The following is a 16,691-nucleotide window of genomic DNA, read 5'->3' as shown; positions in this document are numbered from 1 at the left end:
TGCGGCTCAGGCCGCACGCAGAGGGAGGCGCTCTAATTGAAGCGCGAAGCAATCACCAGAACCATTCTGGACACCATTGTGGACCATGCGATCCGGGACATTGCGAAGGACCCCCAGCGCAGCCTGCGCAAGCTGGTGGATATGGGCCAGACCTTCGCCAAGGGCCCTTTTCAAAAGCGCTATATCGGCATAATCCAGCGGATGCTGGAAAACGGCGGCAGCCCCTATTATGACCTGGTGCAGGACACGGTACGGAACACCGACCGCGAAAATCTGCGGACCTTCGGCGTCAACATCGGCTGGCAGTGCTGGACCCTGGGCGCCAGGCAGATTCGGGATACGGAGGCCCGGGAAAACTTTGATATCCCCTGGTGTATCACCCTGCAGCTGGAGGGCGCCTCCCCCTCCGCCCGCACGGACTGCCTCCGCCTGCTGGACGAGGGGCGGGCACTGGGCATTTACGCCTATTTTCTCCACTGCGGCGCATCCGCCGAGGCCATAGGCCTGGCGCTGGAGCTGGCCCGGAAGGCCCCGGAGTGCGCGTTCCCTCTCTTTCTCTCCCCCGAGCTGGTGGAGCACTGGGTGGGCGAGCTCTCCTCCTGTCCCAACCTGCTGATACTGCTGGACTCCGGCAGTCCGGGCTGGCAGGCGGCGGCCGCCCTGCTGCGGGACGCGCGCCGCTTTTTCGGCTACTTTATCCGCTGCAGCAGTGAGGCCTGCGGCAGCGAGGTGCTCTCAGGCGCGTGGGTCCAGGCCCTGCTGGGCCATGGCGGCTCCATGGCCTTCTGCCTGCCGGAGGAGCACTGTCCGGCCGGTCTGGCCCTCCAGCTCTACAGCTATGTGGAGCAGGCCAGAAACAACCAGCAGTATCCGCTGCTCCTGATGGACTACTACCGGGACGTGCTGCTGGTGGACGAGGTTATCTCCGACAGCCCCCGTTATCTGGAGTTCCTGGCCGACGGACGGGCCGTCACATATGAAGACGGCAGAAAGCAGCCTCTGCCCGACGCTCTCCCCAACCTGTCTCTGGCGGCGTTTTTCCGCACCCGATTTTGCCGCAGACAAAAAAACAGCGCGGCCTGCGCCCGTGGGCGCAGGCCGCGTTTTCTGTTCAGCCGCCCTACTTCAGGTCCAGCCGGCTGAGTCCCTGCACCAGGTTTCTCAGCCTGGACTCATACTCCTCCGCCGGCATAGGCGTGCCCTTTGTGAGCCAGCGGACAATGGAGGCCAGAATCGCGTCGCTGAAAAAGATGGTAAAAAACTCCTCGTCCTCCCGGTCGGAGAACAGCTCCCGGGCGACGGAGTACATCAGCGGAGTAATGACCTCGGTAAAGTGGTCCCGGAAGGAATTCTGCCCCTCAATCTCCAGCGCGGAGCGGTAAAAGGCCTTCTCCTCATAGAAGTACCGGCACATGCCGCTCAAAATGGAGATGCCGCTGTCAAAGCCGCACTTCTGGATGCCCTCGAGAAACTCTGTATCAAAAATCCAGTTAACCAAATCATATTTGTCGCGGAAATGATAGTAGAAGCTCTTGCGGCTCATACCGCAGGCCTCACAGATCTCTCCCACGCTGATTTTGGAGAAGGGCTCCCTGGCCATCAGCCCCTTCATGGTCTGGGCCAGCGCCCGTTTGGTAAGACTGGAGTCCGGCATGTATTCTCCCTCCCAATGGCTCCCACGCATCCCCCAAAACAGAACATTTTAGAGAAACTATATCACTTTACTCGGGAAAATGCAAGTGTGGCCAGCAGCGGTGAAATATGAACTTTTTCCACCCATTTCCTGTGTAAAGCGCCCTCAACCAGGAAAATAGTATGGAAAAAGGAGCCCAAAAGGCTCCTTTTTCCATACGTCTCCGCCGCAGGGGCGGCAACCTGCGCCAGACGGCCTCTCCTCCGGCGTTTTCCTTTGCTTCACCTTACTCCAGGCCCAGGGGAATGATTTTGCAGTAGTCCTGAATGGTGCCCCGCTTCTTGAAGCACTCCAGGATCTCCTTGCCCACCGGGTGCAGCTCCTCCACGTCGTACACGGCCAGCTCCTTCTCGAAGAACTTATAGAGGATCTCGGCGCCTTTGTCGTAGGCCTCCTCGCCCAGCAGCTCCTGAGTCTCGGGCCGGAGGAACTTGCTGGAGATGCGCTGGCCGTCCACCTTCATCTCCTTCAGGTCATAGCCCAGGAGGGGACACCGGGCGGCCACCAGGCGGTCCATCTTCATGTTCACGCCGCCGCGGCGGGCCAGGTACTCACGGGCGATCCACTCGGCGGCAAAGCCGACCTTGTACACGCCGATGTGCTGGTTGGGGATAAGGACGTAGCGGGTGGCGCTGCAGGCCAGGATCTGCTCCAGCAGCAGGTTTGCCTGCCGCACCCGCAGGCCGGTGGCAAAGGGCCAGTAGGATCCCACACCCTCGCTGGCCAGGCCGGATCCGCTGGAGGCGATGCTGGGATTGTTGAAGCCCCGGGGCGCCACCAGACGCCACAGCCAGGCCAGGGCGGGCGGGATGATATGCATCAGGCCCATGATGCCGTAGGTGGGCTTCTTTGCGGTGCAGGGGGGCATGCGCACGCCGAAGGAGCGCACGTCTACCTCCACGGGGGACCAGACAATGTTGGGGATCATCCGGCGGGGGATGATGACCCGGGGATTGGGGCAGGTCTTGCCGTCGGAGTCCAGAGTGTGCTCCCACAGCAGGCAGGTGGCCCGGGGCACGCCGGCGATGTTGAAGAACACCAGGGGCTCCTTGCTGTGGATGGAGATCCCCTCATAGAGGGGGTCGCTGCCGTACTTGGTGATACCGTCCACCCGGACGAACCAGCCGTCCTCGCCGTCGGCCACGGCCAGCTTGCCGTTGCTCTTCTGGAACGAGGGGTGGCAGATGGCCATATCGTCGGTGACAGGCTCAATGGTACAGGTGTCGCTCATGCTGATGTACCGCTCGTCGCCGGTAATGGTGCTCACGCCCAGCAGCACGCGGCCGTCGGAGCCCCGCTGCACGTCCTGGAGCAGCTCGCTCTTGCCGCCGCCGGAGGCGCCCTCGTGCATCATGACCATCTCGTTCTCGTAGGGGGTGATGATGCGGGCGGTGCTGGCGTGGGCGGTGACCCAGCCCTCGCGCTCGCCGATGTCCAGCAGGACGCTGTAAATGCCCTTCTTGGCGGAGGGTCCGGGATAGAGGTTGTAGGAGAAGATCTCGTGCAGGTCCTCGTGGCGGCTGTGAACCACCACCTGCTTGCCCTTGAAGTGGGTGTGACGGAAGGGGGGTGCCACGTACACCACGGAGCGGGGCTTGAAGTGATCCACGTTCTTGATCTCCACAAAGGCCTGCAGCTGGGCCAGGGTAAAGGCGAAGAAGGCCGCGTTCCGGGGGCAGAGCAGCACGGAGTCATAGCCGTACTGGTAGCCGCCGGCCTTGAAGGGCACCAGGATCAGCTCCTGCCGGGTGAGCCAGCGGAAGGTCTCGGTGCGCAGCTCGGAAAAGTCATAGCCGTAGACGTCGGCAAAGCGGGGCTTGTCGGTGGGGCCATCATCCGCGATTCGCATGCAGTCCGGGTCACGGCGGCGCATATAGTCCTCCGTGAAGTTGACGGAAGCGCCGTTTTTGCAGCGCACAACTTCCGCTTCCTTCACGCTCTTGCCGTTGACGTCATAGAGCACCTCGATCTTGTCGGTGTACTCATTGCCGAAAATCAGCTCGAACAGTACTTCCTTGCTCTCCGGGATGATAACGCTGGGGCTGTTGTAAATAATACTCTGCAGCTCCTGCGGAAGCGTGAATTTCTCAAACAAAACGTTCATTAAGGGCTCCTCACTTTCTCCCGCCCGGCCCACCGGCCACGCGACGCGTATATGAATTACTTTACCGTGAAACAAGCGCTTTGTCAATATGCAAAATTGCGATAGTAAGAAAACTAACTTGCATTTTCCGCTCTGTAACCCCGGTCTTAACCTTTTGCCCGCATTCTCCGGTTTTTCCCCGTATCCAGCTGGAGGACAGAGGGCCGCGCCTCCGTCCTCCGCCGCGGTCCGGGCGGCCAACTCCCCTCTGTTCTTGCAGGGCAGAGCAGCTGAAATTTCAAAATTTTCTTGTTTCCAGGGGCTCCCGCCCCGCTCTTGCAGTTTCCTCCCCTTTCGTCTATAATAATATTCCGAAAGAGGCCGCAGCTCTATTGCAGCTTTGTTTCGCATGCTCTATAATAATAAATAATATACGCACTATCCTGTACGCAGAAAAATCCTCGTCAAACGTTTTCTGTCCGGTCCAGCCCGGGCAGCACAGAAAGGAAAGAACATGGACGATCTCAAACGCCGGCTCCTCAACGACGCTGAGGTTGGGGAGGGCAATATCATCCGGGTGGATATGTTCCTCAATCACTGCATGGACATGGACCTGATTGAGCACGTGGGCAACGCCCTGGCCAAGCGCTTTCGCGGCGAGAAGGTCACCAAGGTGCTCACCGCCGAGAGCTCCGGCATTGCGGTGGCCTGCTTTGTAGGCCGTGCGCTGGATGTGCCGGTTATCTACGCCAAGAAGTTTCAGACCGGGTATATCAACCCGGAGGTCTACTCCGCCGAAACCCACTCCTTCTCTCTGGATAAGTCCTACACCCTGCGGGTCTCCAGGCGCTACCTGGAGGAGGACGACCGGGTGCTGCTGGTGGACGATATTCTGGCCAACGGCCAGTCTCTCCTGGGCCTGGCGGAGATTGTCTCCAAGGCCCGGGCCGACGTGGCCGGCGTGGCGGTGGCCATTGAGAAGGCCATGCAGGACGGCGGCAAGGTTCTGCGCCGCATGGGCTTCCGGGTGGAGGCCCTGGCCTGCGTGGAGCGGGTGGAGAACGGCAGAATCATCCTGGCCGACGACTGAGCGCTCAATATATGTGAAAAACGGAGGACGCGCCTCGGCGCGTCCTCCGTTTTCTGTCTGTACAATGGGGTGCAGGGCAGCTTCCTTCAGTTCGCCGGGAACTGCTCCAGCAGCTCCTCCATGGCGCGGCAGAAGGTATCCATGTCCTCATCCGTGCCGATGGACACCCGCAGGCAGTTGGAGATGCGGGGCTTGTCCCACCAGCGCACCAGGATTCCCCGCTCCCGCAGCCCGTCCAGCAGGGCCTTGGCGGGGGCCCGCTCATGGGAGATGAAGAGGAAGTTGGCGGCCGAGTCGCAGACCCGGAAGCCCATCTGCTTCAGGCGGCCGGCGGTGACCTCCCTGGTGTTGCGCACCTTGGCCACCACACAGCGGAAGTAGGCGTCATCCCGGATGGCGGCCGCCGCCCCCGCCTGGGCCAGCCTGTCCACGGTGTAGGAGTTAAAGGAGTTCTTCACGCAGTTGAGGGCGGCCATCAGGTCGGCGCTGCCCATGGCGTAGCCCACCCGCAGGCCGGCCAGGGACCTGGACTTTGACATGGTGCGCACCACCACCAGGTTGGGGCAGCCGTCCAGCAGGGCCACCGCGGAGTGGGCGCCGAAGTCCACATAGGCCTCGTCCACCATCACCACCGCCTCCGGGTTGGCTTCTGCAATCTCCCGGATGGCGTGGAGGGGCAGGTCCCGGCCGGTGGGGGCGTTGGGGTTGGCGATGACCACGCCGCCGTTGCCCCCCAAAAACTGCTCCACCGGCACACCGAAATTCTCGTCCAGGGGAATCTCCCGGTAGTCCAGGCCGAAGAGCCGGGCGTAGACGGGGTAAAAGCTGTATGTAATGTCGGGGAACACCACAGCCTTCCCCGGGGTAAAGAAGGCGTAGAAGCACATGGCCAGCACCTCGTCGGAGCCGTTGCCCACAAAGATCTGCTCCGGGCTCAGGCCGTGGTAGGAGGCGATGGTCTCCCGCAGTTCGGTGCACTCCGGGTCGGGATAGAGCCGCAGGGGGCTGCCCGCCTCCTGCCGGATGGCCTCCGTCACCATGGCGGAGGGGGGGTAGGGGTTTTCATTGGTGTTCAGCTTGATAAACTTCCGGTCCCTGGGCTGCTCCCCCGGCGTATAGGGCACCAGTCCCCGGATCCGTTCGCTCCAGAGTTCCTTCATGTCTCTTCCTCCCCGGTACGCAGAATCTTTCTGATGTTTTTCTCCGCCTTGCTGCGGGGCAGCATGAGCTCATGGCCGCAGCCCTGACAGCGCAGCTTGAAGTCCATGCCCACCCGCAGCACCTGCCAGCGCCTGCTGCCGCAGGGGTGCTCCTTTTTCAGCTCCAGCACGTCGCCTACCCGCACATCCATGGAAATTCCTCCCCTCCGGCGCCACACCGCGCATCAAATACGGTTGATCATATTATAAGTTTCTTTCCCTTTCTCTGTCAATTCGCTCAGCCAAACCGCATATAGTGGTCTATCGGGAAAAATCTCCGCTGCGGCCGAAAGGATTTGGTGAAATTGACGACTCTGTTTCCGCCTGAAGGGCGGCTGCTGCATACCGAGGAGAATCAGGCCCTCTGCGCCACAAAGACAGGGCTTATCCGGGCCATGGAGGGCCGGCGGGTGCTGGAGGGAAAGGCCGTCCTGTGCGACGCCGGACATAACCTGACTGTATCGTTAGGCCCCTTTACAGGGTATATCCCGCGGGAGGAGGCGGCCCTGGGCATTGCCGAGGGGACGACCCGGGAGATTGCCATTCTCTCCCGAGTCGGAAAGCCGGTTTCCTTTACAGTAGAGGCTGTGGAACAGGAGGAGGGCCTGTTCCGCCCCCGGCTCTCCCGCCGGGCCGCCCAGGCCATGGCGCTGGAGCGGCTGATGGACACCCTGGAGCCCGGCATGGTCCTCCCCGCCACCGTGTCCCATCTGGAGCCCTTTGGGGCCTTTGTGGACATCGGCTGCGGGGTGCCGTCCATGATCAGCATTGAGCGCATCTCGGTCTCCCGAATCCCCCACCCGGACCGGCGCTTCACCGTGGGCCAGGAGATTTTCGCCGTGGTGCTGGAGACCTGCCCGGAGCTGGGACGGGTCATTCTCTCCCACCGGGAGCTGCTGGGCACCTGGCGGGAAAACGCCGCTCGGTTCTCCGCCGGCATGACCGTCCCCGGCTATGTGCGGGGCGTCAAGGACTACGGCGTCTTTGTGGAGCTCTCCCCCAACCTCTCCGGCCTGGCCGAGCCCAGAGGGGACCTGCGCGAGGGGGACCGGGTGTCGGTGTACATCAAGGCCATTTTCCCCGATCGGATGAAGATTAAGCTGCTGGTCATTGATAAGCTGCCGCCGGAGGGGCCCCAGCCCCTGACCTACTTCCTGCCTCCCAGCGGGCGGCTGGACCGCTGGCACTACGCGCCGGCGGGCTGCTGCAAGGCGGGGACCGAGACTGTGTTCCGATAAGAGCGAAAGGGAGGATGCCGCGGCATCCTCCCCTTCAGCGTGTCGAAAAAGCCTCGCAGAGTTCCGTCATCCGCAGATGACGGAATCAGATGAAAATCGGTCATTTCCGGGGACATGCGCCTCGGAAATGACACTTCGCATGAAATATTTCCCGACAATTTCGTCAGAAATCGAGGGGAACATTTCATGAAGCTCCCTCGAAAAAGGTGCTTCGCACCTTTTTCGACTATCTCAGATCAGCGCCAGCCGCCGCTCGGCCTGGTTGGGCAGGGCGCCCATCCGGTAGAGCACCGGGACCAGCGCCCCGAAGAGCACCACCAGCATGAGGGTCTGAACGGGGAGCATCAGGGTATTCTTGATCATGCTGTTGGTCATATAGTAGAGATAGCCCTTGCCGTACAGAATCGCGCTCCACAGGCTGCCCAGGAACACGTTCATTACGTTGGTGCACAGCTTGGCCAGGAAAATCCGCAGCACGGTCACTCGGGTACGGTAGAGAAACAGGGCGTAGATAAAGGTGCCCAGCATGGTGGTGAGCATATAGCCCGGGAAATAGGGGTCGCCGCTGGAGGAGAGGAAGAAGGACAGGGTGTCCTCCGCCGCGCCGAACACCAGGGCGGTCACCGGGCCGCACACCAGGGCGCACAGGGCCCGGGCCAGGAAGCCGAAGCTGATTTTCAGCCCCGCGTAGATGGGGATGGAGAACTTGGAGAGGACAATGCAGGCGGCGATCATCAGCGCGGCAAACACCAGGCTGCGCAGGCTGCGGAAGTCCTCCGCAGCGCAGCGCCAATAGGCGGCGGAGAAGGGCGTTTTGAACATGGTGCGTTTCTGGATAATGGGCATAAAAAAGCCTCCTTCTGTATTCGGCAGCCCGCACGGGGCGGGAATGCCGCACAGAGGAGGGCCGCGGTCTCCCGCGGCGCGCCAGATATGCGGCAGCGGGATGCGGAGAGCGCACTGCAAGCCTGCGGCTTTTCGTCCGGCGGACAACTCCCCGTCCCGCCGGCACTGGACCCCTTGCGGGGTGCTGCACACGCGCTCCTACTCTGCCTGATAGAGGCCATTATAGCCCTGCGGCGCAAAAAATGCAAGGAAAATTCCACTGGCCCGGGGAACGGCGGCGCACAGCTTTACGGCGCTGCGCCGCCGTTCCCTTTGCTGCATATTTCTCTGTCCGTCTCACATCCTTGCGCCGCCGGAGGGTTCTGGGGCGGAATCACTCCATCTGCAGCGCTCCGCAATGCCGTGTTTCTCCAGGTTGCGGAAGCACAGACGGGACACAGGCACCGTAAAAATCAGCAGGATGGGGGTGCCAGCGGCAGAGAGGTGAAGCGGAAGATTAAATCCGCCCTGCCATGTACTCGTTGGGCGTGATGGACAATTTCTCCGCCCCCACCCGCCGCAGGATCGTCACCCGCTGATTGGCAACGCCGTCCTTCTTGACCGCAGGATAAACCTCGATGTACTTGAATACGGCATACGCCGATTTTACCACCTGCAGTCCTTTTGCTGCCATGATTAAAGAATACAGAAGGACAGGTTTAATCTCATGAAGATAAGTTAGTATTTGAAAAACCGGATGAGGAAAGTCGCATATTTCGGCAAAGTTTCCTATTTTACAAACTCTTACGAAGCGCACTCATAATCGCTTTAAAGTGGACTGTGCAAATAAGCAAAAGACATAGGCGCATCGGAGCGCATCCTGCCCGCTATGTTGTCCGTCCCCATCCACGGTGACGACTCCGGCGTCTGACCAGCCCTGGGTAAGAAAGGTCAAAAAACCGACTTTCAATGCCTCGCCCTTCCCGCTGTTGTGCGACAAATGAATGACTTCGCATCCCAGCGGGGTCAATGCCTCAAAATACGGCTGGCAGTCTGTCCGGCTGCCGTCATCCACCACGATGATGTGATAGAACCCGGCCGCCCGAAGATCTTCCACGGTGGAGATCAGCCGTTCATCCGGATCGTAGGACGGGATCAGCGCGCAAACATTCATTTTTTTCACTCCATTTCCTGTGTGCTCGCTTTGGATGGTTTCATCATAGGCCGCAGAAATGAGAGGCACGTGAGAGTAAAATGAGTTTTTTTCATCTGTTTCTCATTTTTGACCGCTATGATAGGCACATCTGAAACAGGAGTGTGATGAGATATGAATTCTCGCGCCGGCAGGTGGAGCGCCGCTCTGCTCCTGGGAGTGCTCATGAGCCTGCTCTGTGCCCTCCCGTGTTTTGCGGCAGGCGGCGTCAGCCAGATCAACTTACACATTGGACAAACGCCGGACACGGTCTATCTGACCTATTCCGCCCCGGATGCGGCACAAGGTGCGGTTTCCGTCACAGGGCCGGAAGGAATGAGCGCCTATACCGCCACCCCTGTCTGGTCGGACTCGGCGGGAAAATACCTCTATTCTGCCAAACTGGATGGCCTGGTTCCCGGCAGTTCCTATACCTACGAGATTGCAGGCGCCTATTCCGGTGCGTTTCAATCGCCTGCAGACTCCGGCGCCTTCACATTCGCCTTTCTGGCAGACCCGCAGATCGGATTTGCATCTGACGCCAAGGCCACAGGGGCCCTGTTCTCGCTGCTGAACAAGCGGGATGATCTGGCCTTTACCTATATTGCGGGCAATTTGACAGACTCCTCCCGCAATGAGCGGCAATGGGAACTGTCGTTCCAAAGCGGCGGTGTCAATTCCTCTGCGGGGCAATCCTTTCTGGGCAGCCACCTGCTTGCTGTCGCCCAGGGGAATCATGACAACAGCAGTTTCAGCGGCCACATCACCGCCCCCTCTGCCGGCAGAGATGTGGGCCCGGCTGTCTACTCCTTTGATTACAGCAGCGTGAAATTTGTGGTCCTGAATATGAACAGTCCGGACACATGGGTGGCACAGGCGGACTTTCTGCGCCGGGGAGATGCCGCCCGTGGGGATCTGGCCGCAACATCTGATCAGGCACCAGATGAGGTTCCCTCTGCGGGGTATGCAGACGTGCCGGAAAATGCCTGGTATGCGGGTGCGGTCAACACTGTGTCGGCCCGCGGCCTGATGGATGTCCGTTCTGAAAGTCACTTTGCGCCAGGAGAGAGCCTGACACGGGCCGAGCTGGTCACGGCGCTTTACAGGCTGGCCGGAATGCCTGCGGCAAATGCAGGGACAGCCTTTCCGGATGTTCCCCGCTCCTCGGGCTGTTATGACGCGGTCTCCTGGGCGGCCGGCGCAGGACTGGTATCCGGTATGCCGGACGGCCGCTTTGCGCCGGAATCCGGGATCACCCGCGCACAGCTGGCGACAATCCTGTACCGCTATGCGGTTCATTCCGGGACAAGTGTTGCGACAGGCAGCGGCATCGGGACTTATGCCGACTGGCGGCAGGTGGGGCCATGGTGCCGTGAGCCTATCAGCTGGGCGGTGGAAACCGGTTTGATATGCGGGAAGCCGGGAAACCGTCTGGCTCCCAATGATGTTGTGACCCGTGCGGAAGGAGCGGTATTCCTTCAGAGGCTGTTATAAAAGCCGCATGATGAGTGGGCGAGGTGATTTGCATGGGAACCGCAGGAAAGGAGTCCTTTGGGCCGGGAAAAGCGGAAAAGCTACCGCCTGCATCGGGAAAGCGATGTGTCGCTGATCCCTTTGATCGCCCAATGTGACTACAACTATACGCAGTTCTCACCGGCCCAAACGATTTTTCAAATCTATTTGAAATTAGACTTTTTCTGTACAGAGATTTGTGTGGAACGTACGCAACGAATGAAAACATAGTCCAAAAAAGACGTCCCCGGCCCATATATGAGTTGGGGGCGTCTTTTGACAAGAACTAAACGATACTCTGCCTCATTTTCTCCGGTAATGGACAAAACAATTCATCCTCTGAATTTAAGAACTGTTTATCCCAATGATACTCTGTAGTTTAAGATTGACGATTATACTGGCCTCATCCTAAATCGTTGGAGGTCCTACTATGGACAATATCGTAGAATCAAAAGACCCATGTAAAAGCTTTGGCGGAAAGCTGGCCAAACGCCTGACCATTCTCTCCATCTGCGTGGTTCTGCTGGGTGGTACAGACTGCAGCCCAGGCGATCAATACTGCAGCCGCTGCGGATCGTCCCTGAAATCTACGGAAGATTCAGAAACCACCAATGAAACCAGGCGATAACTGTGCTCTCTTTTGAATTTGCCATTCTGGATTGGATACAGGTAAATCTGCGAAATCCCATCATGGACCTGCTGATGCCGGCCATCACCACACTGGGTAACAGTGGCTTGATCTGGATCATTCTCGCCGGTATCCTCATTATAATGCCAAAGTACCGAAAGGTCGGGGTGGCCGTGATGACCGGCCTTGTGCTGGAGGTCATCTGCTGTAATCTGGTTCTGAAGCCTCTGGTTGCGCGCATTCGTCCCTGTGATGTGAATACGGCTGTCCAGCTTCTCATCGCCCGGCCAGATGATTTCTCATTCCCATCCGGTCACACCGGCGCATCTTTCGCCGCCGTTTCCGCTTTTTATGCAAGTAGAAGCAGGCTCTGGATACCGCTTCTGATTCTGGCTGTCTTAATTGCGTTCTCCCGGCTCTATCTGTATGTCCACTATCCCTCTGACATCTTGGCCGGCGTTGTAATCGGGATTATGGCTGGCTGGATTGGTTCCAAACTCGTGAATCTTGTATGGAGGAAACGCAATGCAACATGACGGCCCGCTATACATACAGGTAAAAAGTCCCTGGACTTTTTCGGCAGCCTGAGTGGGCTTCCGGCTTCCGCCAGAGGCCCACTCAAGCCATGAAACTTCATGCGCCATTGGCGCACCACGATCAGAGGCAAACGCATCGGCGCATGAAGTTTTTGCACATCATTTCCGGCTGCCCCGAAGGGGCGGGGAAATGGCGCATCCTAAATTCTATGTTTTTTCATAACAAAAAATGTAGTTCAGCGCTTCAACTTCCAGCGATTACTTACCCCCGCCGTCAGCAGCGCCGCCCCCGCCGCCAACAGGACAACCTGAGTTGCGGCCGCCGCCCCCGGCAGTGAGAAGGCCGGGTCCAGCGTCTCCAGGGTCAGGGGATAAGCGGTGAAGAAACTGCCATTCCACAGCCCCAGAGCCTCGGGCAGCGGCAGGGCCGCCAGCAGGAAGGGCACCGCCATCCACACATACACCAGCCAGGGCCGGATTTGGCCTGCCAGCCAGCCGCTCCCCAGCGCGAATACCAGGGCCGGCAGAAGGGTCACCAGGGCCGGGAGCAGCAGGCTCCCCCAGCTGTACCAGTTAAACATGCGGCCGTAGAACACCGCCGCCTCCGCCATGCACAGCAGGGTCAGCAGTACGCCCCCCGTCAGGGCCGCGGCGCACCGGGCCAAAGCGTACTGCTCGGTGGGCATCGGCGCAGCGTCCATGAGGATCGCCGCCCGCCGGGCCTTGGGCGAAGTATAGAAGGTCAAAAAGAACAGCATCCCGATCCACAGCAGGGGTATCATCCGGGAGAGGAAATCCCCAAAACTCCAGGGGGAGAAGGGCGCGGTGTGGGACACCCCCAGAATGGTCACGACATGCAGCACAAACGCCCCGTAGAGGAGCAGCACTGCGGCCAATCCGATAAAAAACTTGTTCCACAGCAGCCTGCGGCACTCGTATCGAAAAATCTTACCCAAGGTTCAAATCCTCCTCTATCAGCCCGCAGGCATCCAAAAATTCTTGGTAGGTCAGATAGGGATACATGGGATCCAGCTCTCGGTTGAACAGGTCGTGGAGAATCTGATCCATGGCCTCCTCGCCGCCCACCAACTGTTCCGCCTTCAGGATTTTCAGCGGCATCTCATGATACTGCCGCACCTGGGACAGGCTGTTGGAAATGGCCAGCTGCTCGTTTTCCGGCAGCATCTCCAGATACTCAGGATGACGGACATAGAAGTCCAGGTAGTAGTCGTCCACCGCCTGCTGCCACTGATCCACATAGTGCTCCCGGGCGTAGGCCTCGCCGTACAGCTCCTTGACGATGCGGTAGGTGGTGTAGACCGTCAGGCCCTCGGCGGACCAGGGGCTGGTGGAATCAGATGTGTCAAACATGTTGCCCAGACCCCACCACTGGTGAACCAGTTCGTGGATCATCACCTCGCCGGCGCCGCCGCCCTTCTCCTCACTGCCCAGATTGGCGGCGGTGAAGTCCGCCTCGTCCAGCAGGCTGGCCCCGGTGGTGGCGTAGCCGCCGCCGGCCACCCGGCTCTGAATCAGTTTCAGGGTTTCGCCGGTGCCGAAAGACAGGGTTCCATAGTGTTCGGTGCAGTAGTCCACCACTGCCTTTACCGCGTCCGCCGCCCCGGCGGCCTCCATGACGGCCTGGTGCTTGCGGCCGTAATAGAACTCTATGGTCATGCCGCCAGCTTCAATATCCTCCCGGATATAGTCCCCGGCGTAGAGGATCCCGCCGGCGCCGTTGTGTTCGTACCGCCATGTTCTGGTACCGTCCTCATTCTCTGCTATCACCTCCGCCTCGCTGGAACCGAAGGGAATGGCGATCATGGAGGCGGGCAGGGTGATCTCGATCTCAGCGGGATAGCCCGCCTCTCCGGGCATGACATTCATCACCCGGGGTGAGAGGGCCGAGTTCTCCAGGCAGAGGTATTCACCGCTCAGCTCCTTGCCGCCCTGCATGGTAGGCAGGCTCTCCTGGGGGAACCCGCTGTACTCCATGGTCAGCTCCACCTCTTCCTCGGCTGGGATGGTGACTTCCAGCAGGGCCTCATTGTACTCCTGGTAGTCGCTCACCGTGAAGGGCACGTCCGCGCCGTTGGCCTGGATATTGGAGATGGTGTAGCCCGGGTTGATGCCGAAGGAGATGCTCTGCTCCTGGCCGGAAGTGTTCTGGAACTGGTAGGATGCCCGGCCCGTCACCGTGCCCGCAGCAGCATCCGGGAACACCTGGGCGCTGCGGCTGAGGAAGGTGACGCCTTCGGCGTAAGGGATCTCATAGAAGGACATGACCGTCAGGTCCGGGTTGCTCTGGTCGATGAAGGGCTGGGCGGCGTAGGCGGTGCCGGAGCAGGCCAGCAGGACCAGTGCGACGGCCGGGCGGTAGATCCGCCGGACGCTCCGGGCCAGAGAGCCGAAGAGCCCCTTTCCGTACTGCCGGATGCAGAGATAGGAGACCGTCCACACTCCGGCCAGGGCCGAGAGCCAGGTGAGACGCATCCAGGCCACAGACCGGAAGACGCGGAAGTTGGAGAAGTCGTCGGACAGGGCCCACACGCAGGGGTTCAGCCAGCACAGCTGCCAGTCGTACGCCCAGACAGTGAGGCTCAATGCGCAGAAGGCGATAAACAGGACAATGGACAGATCCGCCCGGCGGGTGAACTGGTAAGCGGCAGCCGCCGCCAGGATGCCCAGGGGCAGGGCCAGCCCCAGAAACAGCAGATAGGCCAGTGCATAGTTCATGCCGTTGAAGACGGAGCCAATGAGCCCCGCACTGATGGGGAGCCATACCAGCATGGTGAGGGCTGCGGTCAGCACCGCGGCGGTCAGCAGGGCCAGCAGGCGCGTCAGCGCCGTGGTCAGGGGGGACACCACTGCGTCGGTAAGGATGTCCACCCGGCTGCGGCAGGCCCGGTCCAGCTCAAAGATAGCCAGCAGGCCGAAGAGGATGGCGCCGGCCACGCCCCCTGTAATGGCGGGATTGGCTAGATACATGGAGAGCATGGTGGTGGATGTGGCGGGCTTGTAGAGCACCAGCCCCAACACCGGGGAAAGGCCCGTCAGCGCCATGGTCAGCCAGGTCAGACGGCTCTGAAGCAGCCGTCTCAGTTCCAGTGGAAAGAGCCGCAACATCCTCATTGCACTGCCTCCCGGGAGATGAGATAGAGGTAGGCGTCTTCCAGCGTAGGCTCCTCCGCCTGGGCATAGGGCGGCAGTTTGTCCGCCACCGCCCGGCATCGGACGCCCTGACTGGTATTCACCCGGGCGGTGATGTGGAGCCCCTGCTCCTGTTTCTCGTCCTTCTCCCAAAAGGCACCCACATGGCCGGCGGCAGATGTAATCAGCTGCTCCGGCGTGCCGGTGAACCGGATCTGCCCGTGGTGGATGACCACGATCCGGTCGCACACCGACTGCACATCCTCAATGATATGGGTGCTGAGCAGCACCAGCCGCTCTTGGGCGGTGCGGGAGAACAGGTTGCGGAAGTGGATGCGCTCCTCCGGATCCAGGCCCACTGTGGGCTCGTCAAAGATCAGGAAGGGTGGGTCCCCCAACAGCGCCTGGGCGATGCCCACCCGCTGCCGCTGGCCGCCGGAGAGGGTGCGGATCTTGGCCTTGGCCTTCTCCTCCAGATTGACCGCCCGGATCACATCCCGGATTGCCGCCTGCGGGCTGCGCAGGCCCTTGAGGGCGGCCATGTAGTCCAGAAACTGGGTGACGGTCAGCTCATCAAAGAGGCCGAAGTCCTGGGGCAGGTAGCCGAGGCTGGCCTTCAGTTTCCCCTCAACCTTGTTCAGAGGCGCCCCGTCCACCAGAATGCTCCCCTCCGTGGGCATCAGGGCTGCCACCAGTAGTTTCATCAGGGTGGATTTGCCCGCCCCGTTGGGGCCCAGCAGGCCGATGAGACTGGGGGATTTCAGGTCCAGGTTCAGCCCCTTCAGCGCCTCTTTTCCGCTGGGATAGGTCATACTGACGTTTTGGATCTTGAGTTCCATATTGTCTGATTCCTTTCTGCTTAGGATGGAACAAGGATACCAGGGCAATATGGAGGGAAGATGGAGGAAATATGTGATTTGTGTGGAGGCTGGCGCTGCGAAGGCAAGATATCAAAAGGGCCGGCGGATCCTTTCTGGATTCGCCGGCCCCTATTTGTCTGCCGATGGGATTTTGTCACTTCTAAACCAGTTATTTTTAGAGAATGCTCCTAATTGAGAGGCTTTGCAAAGAACACATATTCCTTCTTTTCTTCAAACCCGTTTCTTTGATAGAAACCATATGCCGGCACGTCTCTTTCCGTAAGCAGGACGATATGTGTGATGCCCCTTTTTATTAACGCCTTTTCGATTTCCCGCATAAATCGTGATCCGATTCCGTTTCGCTGCATTTGGGGAAGGATGCCGAACTCTTCGATCCAGTACTCCGTTCCCTCACACCAGCTTTTCATTCTTCCCAGTGAAACACCAATTAAACTCCCATGGAGATAGATCCCATAAGACAGAGAATGATGCTCCCCCATCAGCTGGGTAATATACGCATGCAGCTGGTCTTCTTCCCATACATCATTCCAGGGTTCGCCTGAAAAAACAGCAAGCATCAGCCTTTTGACATCTTCTATTTGCTCAATCGTTATTTCTTGTATATCCATCTTATCCCTTCCGCCGCGCACTGTTCCTTTTATATCTTTCTGACGGCCAGATTATA

The 16,691-nt window shown here is 59.7% G+C and carries 17 protein-coding genes and 1 riboswitch; of the genes, 6 read left to right on the top strand and 11 right to left on the bottom strand.

Features of this window, described 5'->3' with window-relative positions; translation table 11 throughout:
• Nucleotides 1-36: 36 nt before the first annotated feature.
• Nucleotides 37-1,143, top strand: coding sequence for a hypothetical protein (locus QZY67_RS00265; RefSeq protein WP_295368014.1), 1,107 nt, complete (start codon nt 37-39; stop codon nt 1,141-1,143).
• Here QZY67_RS00265 and QZY67_RS00260 read toward each other — a convergent pair.
• Nucleotides 1,121-1,654 (bottom strand): TetR/AcrR family transcriptional regulator C-terminal domain-containing protein, encoded by a 534-nt coding sequence (locus QZY67_RS00260; RefSeq protein WP_294532066.1) that lies wholly within the window; start codon nt 1,652-1,654, stop codon nt 1,121-1,123. The two genes, QZY67_RS00265 and QZY67_RS00260, sit on opposite strands and share 23 nt — an antisense overlap.
• Nucleotides 1,655-1,919: 265 nt before the next feature.
• Nucleotides 1,920-3,797, bottom strand: coding sequence for a DUF4914 family protein (locus QZY67_RS00255; protein ID WP_295368013.1), 1,878 nt, complete (start codon nt 3,795-3,797; stop codon nt 1,920-1,922).
• A gap of 493 nt (nt 3,798-4,290) precedes the next feature.
• Between QZY67_RS00255 and QZY67_RS00250 the strand changes: the two genes are divergently transcribed.
• Nucleotides 4,291-4,866 carry a xanthine phosphoribosyltransferase gene (locus QZY67_RS00250; protein WP_295368012.1) on the top strand — a complete coding sequence of 192 codons (576 nt, stop codon included), beginning with the start codon at nt 4,291-4,293 and terminating at the stop codon, nt 4,864-4,866.
• Between the two features lie 86 nt (nt 4,867-4,952).
• Here QZY67_RS00250 and hisC read toward each other — a convergent pair whose 3' ends face one another.
• Both hisC and QZY67_RS00240 read right to left on the bottom strand, forming a co-directional pair.
• A complete protein-coding gene (hisC, locus tag QZY67_RS00245) occupies nt 4,953-6,026 on the bottom strand; it encodes a histidinol-phosphate transaminase (protein WP_295368011.1) in 1,074 nt (357 codons plus the stop codon).
• Nucleotides 6,023-6,217, bottom strand: coding sequence for a DUF951 domain-containing protein (locus QZY67_RS00240; protein WP_294532078.1), 195 nt, complete (start codon nt 6,215-6,217; stop codon nt 6,023-6,025). Before QZY67_RS00240 ends, hisC begins: the two co-directional genes overlap by 4 nt.
• A 147-nt stretch (nt 6,218-6,364) precedes the next feature.
• Here QZY67_RS00240 and QZY67_RS00235 point away from each other — a divergent pair, with 147 nt between their 5' ends.
• Nucleotides 6,365-7,303, top strand: coding sequence for a S1 RNA-binding domain-containing protein (locus QZY67_RS00235; RefSeq protein ID WP_366448911.1), 939 nt, complete (start codon nt 6,365-6,367; stop codon nt 7,301-7,303).
• Nucleotides 7,304-7,534: 231 nt separating this feature from the next.
• Here QZY67_RS00235 and QZY67_RS00230 read toward each other — a convergent pair whose 3' ends face one another.
• The 3 genes from QZY67_RS00230 to QZY67_RS00220 all read right to left on the bottom strand — a co-directional run bounded on the left by QZY67_RS00230 (nt 7,535) and on the right by QZY67_RS00220 (nt 9,302).
• The gene (locus tag QZY67_RS00230; RefSeq protein WP_295368009.1) at nt 7,535-8,149 is read right to left on the bottom strand and encodes a folate family ECF transporter S component; all 615 of its coding nucleotides are present in this window, start codon (nt 8,147-8,149) and stop codon (nt 7,535-7,537) included.
• A 91-nt stretch (nt 8,150-8,240) separates the two neighbouring features.
• Nucleotides 8,241-8,357, bottom strand: a riboswitch (THF riboswitch).
• A 288-nt stretch (nt 8,358-8,645) separates the two neighbouring features.
• Nucleotides 8,646-8,801, bottom strand: a complete 156-nt coding sequence (locus QZY67_RS00225) for a hypothetical protein (RefSeq protein ID WP_294532086.1) — start codon at nt 8,799-8,801, stop codon at nt 8,646-8,648.
• A 144-nt stretch (nt 8,802-8,945) separates the two neighbouring features.
• Nucleotides 8,946-9,302 (bottom strand): glycosyltransferase, encoded by a 357-nt coding sequence (locus QZY67_RS00220; protein ID WP_295368039.1) that lies wholly within the window; start codon nt 9,300-9,302, stop codon nt 8,946-8,948.
• A gap of 204 nt (nt 9,303-9,506) precedes the next feature.
• On the opposite strand from QZY67_RS00220, the gene QZY67_RS00215 reads away from it, so the two are divergent.
• The 3 genes from QZY67_RS00215 (at nt 9,507) to QZY67_RS00205 (ending at nt 11,996) form a co-directional block, all read left to right on the top strand.
• A complete protein-coding gene (locus QZY67_RS00215) occupies nt 9,507-10,814 on the top strand; it encodes an S-layer homology domain-containing protein (RefSeq protein WP_295368008.1) in 1,308 nt (435 codons plus the stop codon).
• A gap of 448 nt (nt 10,815-11,262) precedes the next feature.
• Entirely contained in the window at nt 11,263-11,460 is a 198-nt protein-coding gene (locus QZY67_RS00210) for a hypothetical protein (RefSeq protein ID WP_295368007.1), read from the top strand.
• Nucleotides 11,461-11,522: 62 nt separating this feature from the next.
• Entirely contained in the window at nt 11,523-11,996 is a 474-nt protein-coding gene (locus QZY67_RS00205) for a phosphatase PAP2 family protein (protein ID WP_295368006.1), read from the top strand.
• Between the two features lie 236 nt (nt 11,997-12,232).
• Here QZY67_RS00205 and QZY67_RS00200 read toward each other — a convergent pair whose 3' ends face one another.
• The 4 genes from QZY67_RS00200 to QZY67_RS00185 form a co-directional block, all read right to left on the bottom strand.
• Nucleotides 12,233-12,952, bottom strand: coding sequence for a hypothetical protein (locus QZY67_RS00200; RefSeq protein WP_295368005.1), 720 nt, complete (start codon nt 12,950-12,952; stop codon nt 12,233-12,235).
• Entirely contained in the window at nt 12,945-15,128 is a 2,184-nt protein-coding gene (locus tag QZY67_RS00195) for a hypothetical protein (RefSeq protein WP_295368004.1), read from the bottom strand. The genes QZY67_RS00200 and QZY67_RS00195 overlap by 8 nt, the downstream gene beginning before the upstream one ends.
• On the bottom strand, nt 15,125-15,985 hold the full coding sequence (locus QZY67_RS00190; protein WP_295368003.1) for an ATP-binding cassette domain-containing protein: 861 nt from the start codon (nt 15,983-15,985) through the stop codon (nt 15,125-15,127). Before QZY67_RS00190 ends, QZY67_RS00195 begins: the two co-directional genes overlap by 4 nt.
• Nucleotides 15,986-16,194: 209 nt before the next feature.
• Complete coding sequence (locus tag QZY67_RS00185) at nt 16,195-16,635, bottom strand: GNAT family N-acetyltransferase (protein ID WP_295368002.1); 441 nt, start codon at nt 16,633-16,635, stop codon at nt 16,195-16,197.
• Nucleotides 16,636-16,691: the final 56 nt, after the last annotated feature.

The sequence above is a fragment of the uncultured Pseudoflavonifractor sp. genome (assembly GCA_904419835.1).
Classification (GTDB): Bacteria; Bacillota; Clostridia; order Oscillospirales; family Oscillospiraceae; genus Pseudoflavonifractor.
The sequence above is the reverse complement of the archived record's forward strand: the minus strand, read 5'-3'. Positions and strand labels throughout refer to the sequence as shown.